9 protein-coding genes are annotated in these 10,622 nt (G+C 69.6%); 8 read left to right on the top strand and 1 reads right to left on the bottom strand.

All coding sequences use genetic code 11. The features are described from left to right. From DK254_RS20115 to cls, 8 genes are all read left to right on the top strand, one after another. On the top strand, nucleotides 1-245 hold a 245-nt coding region (locus DK254_RS20115), incomplete at its 5' end, for an alpha/beta hydrolase fold domain-containing protein (protein WP_146219631.1). Nucleotides 246-868: 623 nt separating this feature from the next. Next, nucleotides 869-1,699 (top strand): iron uptake transporter permease EfeU, encoded by an 831-nt coding sequence (gene efeU, locus DK254_RS20110; protein ID WP_109935181.1) that lies wholly within the window; start codon nucleotides 869-871, stop codon nucleotides 1,697-1,699. Next, entirely contained in the window at nucleotides 1,696-2,883 is a 1,188-nt protein-coding gene (efeO, locus tag DK254_RS20105; protein ID WP_109935180.1) for an iron uptake system protein EfeO, read from the top strand. Before efeU ends, efeO (DK254_RS20105) begins: the two co-directional genes overlap by 4 nt. A 16-nt stretch (nucleotides 2,884-2,899) precedes the next feature. Beyond that, nucleotides 2,900-4,177 carry an iron uptake transporter deferrochelatase/peroxidase subunit gene (gene efeB, locus DK254_RS20100; protein WP_109935179.1) on the top strand — a complete coding sequence of 426 codons (1,278 nt, stop codon included), beginning with the start codon at nucleotides 2,900-2,902 and terminating at the stop codon, nucleotides 4,175-4,177. A gap of 29 nt (nucleotides 4,178-4,206) precedes the next feature. Further along, nucleotides 4,207-5,034, top strand: coding sequence for an iron uptake system protein EfeO (gene efeO / locus DK254_RS20095; RefSeq protein ID WP_109935178.1), 828 nt, complete (start codon nucleotides 4,207-4,209; stop codon nucleotides 5,032-5,034). A gap of 135 nt (nucleotides 5,035-5,169) precedes the next feature. Next, the gene (locus DK254_RS20090; RefSeq protein WP_009614343.1) at nucleotides 5,170-5,418 is read left to right on the top strand and encodes a hypothetical protein; all 249 of its coding nucleotides are present in this window, start codon (nucleotides 5,170-5,172) and stop codon (nucleotides 5,416-5,418) included. Between the two features lie 397 nt (nucleotides 5,419-5,815). After that, entirely contained in the window at nucleotides 5,816-7,213 is a 1,398-nt protein-coding gene (locus DK254_RS20085; protein ID WP_109935177.1) for an amidase, read from the top strand. A 40-nt stretch (nucleotides 7,214-7,253) separates the two neighbouring features. Next, nucleotides 7,254-8,678, top strand: a complete 1,425-nt coding sequence (cls, locus tag DK254_RS20080; protein ID WP_109935176.1) for a cardiolipin synthase — start codon at nucleotides 7,254-7,256, stop codon at nucleotides 8,676-8,678. A gap of 358 nt (nucleotides 8,679-9,036) precedes the next feature. Here the strand turns inward: cls and ahpF are convergent, their stop codons facing one another. Then, nucleotides 9,037-10,602: an alkyl hydroperoxide reductase subunit F gene (ahpF, locus tag DK254_RS20075; protein WP_109935175.1), complete on the bottom strand. Its 1,566-nt coding sequence runs from the start codon at nucleotides 10,600-10,602 to the stop codon at nucleotides 9,037-9,039. Nucleotides 10,603-10,622: the final 20 nt, after the last annotated feature.

Raw genomic sequence — 10,622 nt, 5'->3', positions numbered from 1 at the left:
TCGCCCTGCCCCTGCGCGCCCATGACTTCGCCGGACTGGCCCCGGCCTTCATTGGCATCGCCGAGTTCGATCCGCTGCGTGACGACGGGCTGCGCTACGCGGAACGACTGCGCCGGGATGGGGTGGAGGTGGACTGCTTCCCCGGCCCGGGGCTGGTCCACGGCTGCCTGCGGGCGCGGGAGCTGGCGGAAGTGGACAGGCTGTACGAGGCGCTGTTCGAGTCGCTGGCCCGTCGTCTGGATTGAGCGCGAGGGGCTTTTCGTAGGAGCGAGCTTGCTCGCGAACAGAGTTTCCAGGTGGCCTGGGAGCCTCGGTTTGACTCCGCTCCCTCTCCCCAGCCCTCTCCCTGAAGGGAGAGGGGGCTTGTCCGTGCCGAGAGAAGTGATGGTTTCAGCCGGAAACCTTCGGTGTTGCCGGCTGACTCAGGAATGCCCAAACACTCCGAACGGTCCCCTCTCCCTTCAGGGAGAGGGTTAGGGAGAGGGCGTTCTTCAGGATATGCACCGAACCTGGCCGACAGAACGCCGTTCGCGAGCAAGAACTGGGCGTCCCCCTCGCCCCTACGAAAAACCAACCAGGACGAACAAAAAAATCCCCCGCCGCGCCCGACGCACGACAGGGGACGAAAGCGAGCCGTCAAGGCTCCCAGTGTGACAAGCACCTACTTCGGTATCGACCGCAGCGGTATGGCTCCAGTGTGGCTGCTTCGCCAACTTCGGGTTTGCCGAAAACGACGTGCGCGTATCCGCCGCGGACAGGGGGCGACGTTAGGCATGGCCCCTTAAGCAATCCTTAAGGCGACGACATCGAGAATCCTTCGCGTTTGCATTCTCAGCCGCCGCCGCGCGGCCCTGTCCCAGGTGAAACCATGCTGGTCCCCTTCCTGATCATGCTCCGCGAGGGCATGGAGGCCGCGCTCATCGTCGGCATCATCGCCAGCTACCTGCGCCGTACCGGGCGCGCCCACTGGATGCCGGCGGTGTGGATCGGGGTGTTCCTCGCCGCCGCCCTGGCGCTGTTCGTCGGCGCCGGCCTGGAGCTGGCCAGCGCCGAATTCCCGCAGAAGCAGCAGGAGCTGTTCGAAGCCCTGGTGGGCCTGGCCGCGGTGGCCATCCTCACCTCCATGGTGTTCTGGATGCGCAAGATGGCGCGCTCCATCAAGGGCGAGCTGCAGGCCGCGCTGGACCAGGCCTTCCACTCGCGGCACCAGGGCTATGCGCTGATCGCCATGGTGTTCCTCGCCGTGGCCCGCGAGGGCCTGGAGACGGTGTTCTTCCTGCTCGCCGTGTTCCAGCAGAGCGAAGGCCCCGGCGCGCCGCTGGGGGCGCTGCTCGGCCTGGCGCTGGCGGTGGCCCTGGGCTACGGCATCTACAGCGGCGGCGTGCGCCTGAACCTGGCGCGCTTCTTCCGCTGGACCGGGCTGTTCATCCTGGTGGTGGCCGCCGGCATCCTCGCCAACGCGGTGCGCTCGCTGCACGAGGCCGGGGTCTGGAACCTGCTGCAGGCGCCCTTGTGGAACAGCGGCGCCAGCCTGCCAGAGGACGGCGCCCTGGGCTCGCTGCTGGCCGGGCTGTTCGGCTACCAGCAGAGCCCCACCCTGAGCACCCTCGGCGCCTGGCTGGCCTACCTGGCGCTGAGCCTGACGCTGTTCTTCCTGCCGCCGCGCCCCGCGGCCCCTGCCCGGAGCACCGCCGAATGAGCCTGCCGGAACCCCAGCCGCCGGTCGGCGCCCGCCGCCTGCTGCTCAACGCCGCGGTGGCGGCCTCGGCGGCCCTGGCCGTGCTCGGCGCGGCGGCCTTCTACTACGCCGCGCGCCACGCCCACCAGGCCAGGGCGGGCAACGACGAGGTGCTGGTGACGGTGCTGCCCCACGGCTGCGAGCCCAACACCCTGAGCGTGCCGGCCGGGCAGGCGCGCTTCCGCATCCTCAACCGCTCCGATCGCGCCGTGGAGTGGGAAATCCTCGACGGCGTGATGGTGGTGGAGGAACGCGAGAACATCGCCCCGGGCATGAGCCAGACGCTCTCGGCCTACCTCGCCCCCGGCGACTACCAGGTCACCTGCGGCCTGCTCAGCAACCCCCACGGCAGCCTGCGCGCCACCCCCAGCGCGGCCGCCAGCGCCGCCCAGCAGGCCCGCTCGCCGCTGCTGGACTTCGTCGCCCCGCTGTCGGAATACCGCGTCTACCTGGCCGGCCAGCTGCGCCAGCTGCAACGCGCCCTGGGCGCCCTGAACCAGGCCCTGCAGGCCAACGACCTCGCCGCCGCGCGCAGCCACTACCTGGAAGGCCGCGCCGCCTACCAGCGCATCGCCGCCAGCGCGCAGCGCCTGGCCGAGCTGGACAACCGCATCGCCCCGCGCGCCGAGGCCTTCGAGCTGCGCGAGCAGGACCCGGCCTTCGGCGGCTTCCACCGCATCGAATACGGCCTGTTTGCGCGGAACGGCACCCTCGGCCTGGCGCCGGTCGCCACGCAGCTGCAGGCCGACGTCGCCGCCCTGAAGGACGCCCTCATGGCCCAGTCGCTGCCGCCCGAGCAACTCGGCGGCAACGCCGCGCGGCTGATGCGCAGCCTGGCGCAGCAGCGCATGGACGGCGACGAGGAACGCTACAGCCACAGCGACCTGGCCGGCTTCGCCGCCAACCTGGAAGGCGCGCGCAAGGTCATCGACCTGTTGCGCCCGCTGCTGCAACGCAAGGCCCCCGAACTGCCCGCGCGCCTGGACGCCGCCGCCGCGGCGCTCGATGCCAGCCTCACGCAACTGGCCGGCAAGCCCTACGACCAGGTCACGGCCGCCCGGCGCCAGCAGCTGGCCGCCGAGGCCGCCAGCCTGGCCGACGCGCTGGACGCCGTGGCGCCGGCCCTGGGCCTGGCCCACCCCTGATCCGAGGAAGTACCCCATGCACAGCAACGACGACAGCCCCGCCAACGCCCAACGCCGCCGCGTGCTGCTCGGCCTGGGCGCCGCCGGCGTGGCCCTGGCCGGCGCCAGCCTGGCGGGCCCGGCGCGGGCCGCCGGCACCGCCGAGGTCACCCACGCACCGGCCAGCGAGCGCACCCAGGAGCGCAACGCCTGGTTCGGCCACCACCAGCCGGGCATCGTCACCCCGCGCCCGGCGGCGGGCATGATCGTCGCCTTCGACGTGCTGGCCAGCGACCGCGCGGGCCTGGAACGGCTGTTCCGGGTGCTCGACGAGCGCATCCGCTTCCTCATGGCCGGCGGAGCGGTGCAGCAGGTGGACGCCAGGCTGCCGCCGCTGGACTCGGGCATCCTCGGCCCGGTGGTGATCCCGGACAACCTGACCGTCACCGTCTCGGTGGGCGACTCGCTGTTCGACGAGCGCTTCGGCCTGGCCGCGCGCAAGCCACGCCACCTGCAACCCATGGCCGGCTTCCCCAACGACGCCCTGGACCCGGCGCGCTGCCACGGCGACCTGTGCCTGCAGTTCTGCGCCAACACCCCGGACACCAACATCCACGCCCTGCGCGATATCGTGAAGAACACCCCGGACCTGCTGCTGGTGCGCTGGAAGCAGGAAGGCAGCGTGCCGGTGCAGCCCAGCCGCCCCGGCCAGCCCACCGAGAGCGCGCGCAACTTCCTGGGCTTCCGCGACGGCTCGGCCAACCCCGACTCCCGCGACGAAGCGGCCATGCGCCGCATCGTCTGGGTGCAGCCCGACGCCGGCGAACCGGCCTGGGCGGCGGGCGGCAGCTACCAGGCGGTGCGCATCATCCGCAACTTCGTCGAGCGCTGGGACCGCACCCCGCTGCAGGAGCAGGAAAGCATCATCGGCCGCGTCAAGGCCAGCGGCGCCCCCCATGACGGCCGCGTGGAAACCGACGTGCCGGACTACGCCCGCGACGCCGAGGGCAAGCACACGCCCCTGGATGCCCATATCCGCCTGGCCAACCCGCGCACCGCGCAGAGCCAGGCCAACCTCATCCTGCGCCGGCCGTTCAACTACTCCAACGGCGCAGCCAGCAACGGCCAGCTGGACATGGGGCTGCTGTTCATCTGCTACCAGGCGGACCTCGCGCGCGGCTTCATCGCCGTGCAGACGCGCCTGAACGGCGAGCCGCTGGAGGAATACCTGAAGCCGCAAGGCGGCGGCTACTTCTTCGTCCTGCCCGGGGTGACCGGGGCGGACGACTTCCTCGGCCGCAGCCTGCTGGCCTGAACGACAACAATGCACTGGAGCCATCGGACATGAAACGCACCTCCCTCGCCCTGCTGTTCAGCCTCGGCCTGCTCGCCACGCCGCTGGCCAGCTTCGCCGCCCCCGCCTCGCCGCTGGACCTGGTCGGCCCCATCGCCGACTACAAGCTCTACGTCACCGACAACCTCGACGAGCTGGTCAAGCGCACCCAGCAGTTCACCGACGCGGTGAAGCAGGGCGACCTGGCCACGGCGAAGAAGCTGTACGCGCCGACCCGCGTCTACTACGAGTCCATCGAGCCGGTGGCCGAGCTGTTCAGCGACCTGGACAGCGCCATCGACTCCCGCGAGGACGACCACGAGAAGAAGGTCGACGCCCCGGACTTCACCGGCTTCCACCGCATCGAGTACGGCCTGTTCAGCAAGAACAGCACCGAAGGCCTGGGCCCGCTGGCGGACAAGCTGATGGCCGACGTGCACGAGCTGCGCAAGCGCGTGGAGGGCCTGCCCTTCCCGCCGGAGAAGGTGGTCGGCGGCGCCGCCGCGCTGATGGAGGAAGTGGCCGCGACCAAGGTCAGCGGCGAGGAAGACCGCTACAGCCACACCGACCTGTACGACTTCCAGGGCAACGTCGACGGCGCCAAGAAGATCGTCGAGCTGTTCCGCCCGCAACTGGCCAAGCAGGACCCGGCCTTCGTCACCAAGGTGGAGAAGAACTTCGCCACGGTCGACGGCATCCTCGCCAAGTACAAGACCAGGGACGGCGGCTACCAGACCTACGACAAGCTCGCCGCCAAGGACCGCAAGGCCCTGGCCGGCCCGGTGAACACCCTGGCCGAGGATCTTTCGACGATGCGCGGCAAGCTCGGCCTGAACTGAGGCGGGTTCCAGGCCGGCACGGTCGGAAAACGACCTGCTCTTGCCTGTGAAGGACACTCCGCCGGCCCGGCGCTTGCGCCCGGCCGGCGCTGTTCCGAGAATCCGGGGAAGCCCAACCTCACGGAGGACTCCGCGATGATGCACGCCGACCTGATCGACCAGGACGATTTCCGCGAACGCCTGCAGGCCCTGGGCTTCGCCGTTCCACCGGACGTCACCGCGGAACAGGCCTGCGAATACGCGGTGCGCGCCCTCACCCCGGAACGCTCCATGGCCCTGCGCCGGCTGGTGGAAGAGATGCTCGGCGGCAACGCGACCCTGCTGCCGGCGGTGCGCGAGGCGATTTCGCGGCAGCTGCTGCCAGCGTTGGTGCCAAGGCCCTGATCCACGCTCTTCGTAGGAGCGAGCTTGCTCGCGAACGGTGTCCGGTGGCTTCGGTGCTTATCCTGAAGAGCGCCCTCTCCCTAACCCTCTCCCTGAAGGGAGAGGGGACCGTTCGGCGTGCGCTGATGTTTTGGCGTTAGCCGGCTAGCACAGAGATTACCGGCTGAAACCATCACTTCTCTCGGCACGGACTAGCCCCCTCTCCCTTCAGGGAGAGGGCTGGGGAGAGGGAACCACGGGCGGGCCAGAACACCCAAAACCACCGGCCTCTCCCGAAAGCGCCCGGTTGGGCCACCCCGTTCGTCGACCAAGGCCAAACGGCGGATAACGCGGAGCGTTATCCGCCCTACACCGCCATAGGCTAGGGTTGTGCCATGGCCCCCCGCCGGAGTCCCCCATGACCGCGCTGCACGATCTCACCGCCGTCCAGCTGCTGGCCCTTTACCGTTCGCGCCAGCTGTCCCCCGTGGAATACCTGCAGCACCTGCTCGCCCATATCGAGCGCTGGGAGCCGCACCTCTGCGCGCTCTACGCCTATGCCCCGGAACGCGCCCTGGGCGAGGCGCGGGAGGCCGAGGCGCGCTGGGCGAAGGGTGAGCCGCGCGGCGAGCTGGATGGCGTACCCGTCACTATTAAGGAGCTGATAGCGAGCGTCGGCGAGCCCATCCCCCAGGGCAGCGCCGCCGTGCCCCTGGTGCCCGCCGCCCAGGATGCGCCGCCCACCGCGCGGCTGCGCGAGGCCGGGGCCATTCTGCTGGCCAAGACCACGGTGCCGGACTTCGGCATGCTCTCCTCGGGCCTGTCCAGCTTCCACAAGCTGGCGCGCAACCCCTGGAACCTGGCGATGAACCCCGGCGGCTCCAGCGCCGGCGCCGCGGCGGCCGCTGCCGCCGGCTACGGCCCGCTGCACGTGGGCACCGACATCGGCGGCTCGGTGCGCCTGCCGGCCGGCTGGTGCGGCCTGGTGGGCTTCAAGCCGAGCCTCGGGCGGATTCCCATCGACCCCTACTACACCGGGCGTTGCGCCGGGCCCATGACGCGCACCCTGGACGACACCGCGCTGCTGATGAAGCACCTGTCGCGCGCCGACTGGCGCGACGCCACCAGCCTGCCGCCGGCCGAGCTGGACTGGGCCATCCGCCCGGCCGAGGTGCGCGGCCTGCGCATCGGCCTGCAGCTGGACCCCGGCTGCGGCCTGCAGCCCGAGCCGGAAGTGCGCCGGGCCGTGGAAGACGCCGCGCGGCGCTTCGCCGAGGCCGGCGCGGAGATAGTCGAGGTGCGGCCGATCCTCGACCGTGAGCTGCTCGACGGCCTCGACCGCTTCTGGCGCGCGCGCCTGTGGGCCGAGCTGGAGGCGCTGCCGGCGGAACGCCAGGCGCGGGTGCTGCCGTACATCTTCCAGTGGGCCGAAGGCGGCGCGCGGGTTTCCGGCGTCGAGGCGGTGCGCGGCTTCAACCAGACCTTCGAGATGCGCAAGCGCGCCGCCGCGCAGTTCCACGGCATCGACTGCCTGCTCAGCCCGACCAACCAGGTGGCCGCCTTCCCCGCCGAGTGGGCCTCGCCCACCAACGACCCGGCGCGGCCCTTCGAGCACATCGGCTTCACCGTGCCCTGGAACATGACCGAACAGCCGGCGCTGTCGATCAACTGCGGCTTCACCGCCGCCGGCATGCCCATCGGCCTGCAGATCGTCGGCCCGCGCTTCGCCGACGTGGCCGTGCTGCGCCTGGGCAAGGCCTTCGAAACCTGGCGTGGCGAACTGCCGGGATGGCCGCGGCCCCCCGAGCGGGGCTAAGCTGCGGGGACACGCACGGCAGAAGGACTCGTTCGCGCGCATGCAGTATTCCCCCTACATCGCCCATTTCCTGGTGGTCATCCAGGTCCTCGGCGTGGTCGCCGCCCTCCACGCCGTGCTCACCGTGCGCACCGCGCAGGGCGCCATCGCCTGGGCCATCTCCCTGGTGTTCATGCCGCTGCTCACCCTGCTGCCCTACCTGGTGTTCGGCCGCAGCCGCTTCGACGCCTACATTGGCGCGCGGCGCCAGGCCAACGAGGAGATGCACCTGGCCGCCGCCGAGCTGGACTGGCGGCCCTGGGTGGAGGAAGCCCTGACGGCGCGCCAGTCGGAAAACTACAAGGCGCTCAAGGCCCTCTCCGCGCTGGCGCGCATGCCGACCCTGGCGAACAACCACGTGCGCCTGCTGGTGAACGGCAAGGCCACCTTCGATGCCATCTTCGAGGCCATCGCCCAGGCCCGGCAGGTGGTGCTGGTGCAGTTCTTCATCATCCGCGACGACGCCCTCGGCCAGCGCCTGGCACAGCTGCTGCTGGAACGCGCGGCCAACGGCGTGGAGGTCTTCCTGCTCTATGACGCCATCGGCAGCCACGGCCTGCCCGGGCGCTACGTCGAGCGCCTGCGCGCCGGCGGCGTGCAGGTGCAGGCCTTCAGCACCGGGCACGGCACCATCAACCGCTTCCAGCTGAACTTCCGCAACCACCGCAAGGTGGTGGTGGTGGACGGCCTGTGCGGTTACGTCGGCGGGCACAACGTCGGCGTCGAGTACCTGGGCGAGAAGCCTCCGCTCTCGCCCTGGCGCGACACCCACGTGGAACTGCGCGGCCCGGCCGTGGCCTGCCTGCAGGAGTGCTTCGCCGAGGACTGGTTCTGGGCCACCCACGCCCTGCCCACCCTGCTGCTGCCGGACCGCTACGACGAGGAAGGGGTGATCTGCCAGGTACTGGCCAGCGGCCCGGCGGACAAGCAGGAGACCTGCTCGCTGTTCTTCGTCGAGATGATCAACGCGGCCAGCGAAAGGGTGTGGATAACCACCCCCTACTTCATCCCCGACGAGGCGGTCAGCTCGGCCCTGCGCCTGGCCGCCCTGCGCGGCGTGGACGTGCGCATCCTGCTGCCCTCGCGCCCGGACCACCGCACCGTCTACGCCGCCTCCAGCCTCTACGCCCAGGACGCGGTGCGCGCCGGGGTGAAGGTGTACCGCTACCAGCCGGGCTTCCTGCACCAGAAGGTGGTGCTGGTGGACCACGACTGCGCCGCGGTGGGCAGCGCCAACCTGGACAACCGCTCGTTCCGGCTGAACTTCGAGATCATGCTGGTGACGGTGGACGAGGCCTTCGCCCGCGACGTGGAGAGCATGCTGCTGGCGGACTTCGAGCAGGCGGTGGAGATGGGCACCGAGCGCAGCGGGCAGCTGCAGCAGCTGGGGATGCGGGTGGCGCGGCTGGTGTCGCCGATTCTTTGAATGCCGCGGGCTGGGGGCTGGAGGCTTTTCGTAGGAGCGAGCTTGCTCGCGAATGGCATTCCCCGTTTGCGCCATCGATCGGGCTGACCTCCGCACCCTCTCCCTAACCCTCTCCCTGAAGGGAGAGGGGACCGTTCGGCGTGCGCTGATGTTTTGGCGTTAGCCGGCTAGCACAGAGATTACCGGCTGAAACCATCACTTCTCTCGGCACGGACTTGCCCCCTCTCCCTTCAGGGAGAGGGCTGGGGAGAGGGAGCCCAACTCAACCCCGAACACCATCGACCCCAGGCAAAACACCCAAAAAGAAAAACGCCCGACTCACTCAAGTGAGCCGGGCGCTTCTACTAGCGCAAGGTCATCAAGCCGGCGCAGAACTACGGATCAGGTGATCAAAGGCCGACAACGAAGCCTTCGCCCCCTCCCCAACCGCGATCACGATCTGCTTGTACGGCACCGTGGTCACGTCGCCAGCAGCGAAGATGCCCGGCAGCGAGGTCTCGCCGCGCGCATCGACGATGATCTCGCCGCGCGGGGTCAGCTCGATGCTGCCCTTGAGCCATTCGCTGTTGGGCAGCAGGCCGATCTGCACGAAGATGCCTTCCAGCTCCACCGACTTGAACTCTTCCGAGTTGCGGTCCTTGTAGACCAGGCCGGTGACCTTCTGGCCGTCGCCCTTCACTTCGCTGGTCAGCGCGCTGGTGATCACGTCCACGTTCGGCAGGCTGTACAGCTTGCGTTGCAGCACGGCGTCGGCGCGCAGCTTGCTGTCGAACTCCAGCAGGGTCACGTGGGCGACGATGCCGGCCAGGTCGATGGCCGCCTCGACGCCGGAGTTGCCGCCGCCGATCACCGCCACGCGCTTGCCCTTGAACAGCGGGCCGTCGCAGTGCGGGCAGAAGCACACGCCCTTGGCCTTGTATTCCTGCTCGCCGGGCACGCCCATCTCGCGCCAGCGGGCGCCGGTGGCGAGGATCACGGTCTTGGCCTTGAGGCTGCCGCCGCCCTCGAACTTCACTTCGTGCAGCTCGCCGGCATTCTTCGCCGGGACCAGCGCGCTGGCGCGCTGCAGGTTCATGATGTCGACCTCGTACTGCTTCACGTGCTCTTCCAGCGCGCGGGCCAGTTTCGGGCCTTCGGTCTCCTTCACCGAGATGAAGTTCTCGATGGCCATGGTGTCCAGCACCTGGCCGCCGAAGCGCTCGGCGGCGACGCCGGTGCGGATGCCCTTGCGGGCGGCGTAGATGGCCGCCGCGGCGCCGGCCGGGCCACCGCCCACCACCAGCACGTCGAAGGCTTGCTTGGCGGCCAGCTTCTCGGCTTCGCGAGCGGCGGCGCCGGTGTCGATCTTGGCGAGGATCTCTTCCACGCCCATGCGGCCCGCGCCGAAGACTTCGCCGTTGAGGTAGATGCTCGGCACCGACATGATCTGGCGGCGCTCGACCTCGTCCTGGAACAGCGCGCCGTCGATGGCGACGTGGCGGATGTTCGGGTTGAGCACGGCCATCAGGTTCAGCGCCTGGACCACGTCCGGGCAGTTCTGGCAGGACAGCGAGAAGTAGGTTTCGAACTCGAACCGGCCCTGGATGCCCTTGACCTGCTCGATGACCTCGGGCTCGAGCTTGGACGGGTGGCCGCCAACCTGCAGCAGCGCCAGGATCAGCGAGGTGAATTCGTGGCCCATGGGGATACCGGCGAAACGCAGGCCGATGTCCGCACCCGGGCGGTTCAGCGAGAAGGACGGCACGCGCTCGTCGCTGCCATCTTCGCGCAGGGTGATCTTGTCGGTCAGGCCGACGATGTCGTGCAGCAGTTCGCTCAGCTCGCGGGATTTGTCGCTGTCATCGAGGGACGCGACGATCTCGAACGGCTGGGTGACCTTTTCCAGGTAGGCCTTCAACTGGTTTTTAAGATTGGCGTCCAACATGAGTTCAGCTCCTGCGAAAT

Source organism: Pseudomonas sp. RW407 (assembly GCF_003176655.1).
GTDB lineage: Bacteria > Pseudomonadota > Gammaproteobacteria > Pseudomonadales > Pseudomonadaceae > Pseudomonas > Pseudomonas delhiensis.
This window is presented reverse-complemented; position numbering and strand designations above follow the sequence as displayed.

Excerpts from the sequence above, each read along its gene's own strand:
- DK254_RS20090 (WP_009614343.1), top strand. The coding sequence starts at position 5,170 with ATGATGCACGCCGACCTGATCGACCAGGACGATTTCCGCGAACGCCTG.
- efeU (WP_109935181.1), top strand. The coding sequence starts at position 869 with ATGCTGGTCCCCTTCCTGATCATGCTCCGCGAGGGCATGGAGGCCGCG.
- ahpF (WP_109935175.1), bottom strand. The coding sequence starts at position 10,602 with ATGTTGGACGCCAATCTTAAAAACCAGTTGAAGGCCTACCTGGAAAAG.
- efeB (WP_109935179.1), top strand. The coding sequence starts at position 2,900 with ATGCACAGCAACGACGACAGCCCCGCCAACGCCCAACGCCGCCGCGTG.
- efeO (WP_109935178.1), top strand. The coding sequence starts at position 4,207 with ATGAAACGCACCTCCCTCGCCCTGCTGTTCAGCCTCGGCCTGCTCGCC.
- efeO (WP_109935180.1), top strand. The coding sequence starts at position 1,696 with ATGAGCCTGCCGGAACCCCAGCCGCCGGTCGGCGCCCGCCGCCTGCTG.
- cls (WP_109935176.1), top strand. The coding sequence starts at position 7,254 with ATGCAGTATTCCCCCTACATCGCCCATTTCCTGGTGGTCATCCAGGTC.
- DK254_RS20085 (WP_109935177.1), top strand. The coding sequence starts at position 5,816 with ATGACCGCGCTGCACGATCTCACCGCCGTCCAGCTGCTGGCCCTTTAC.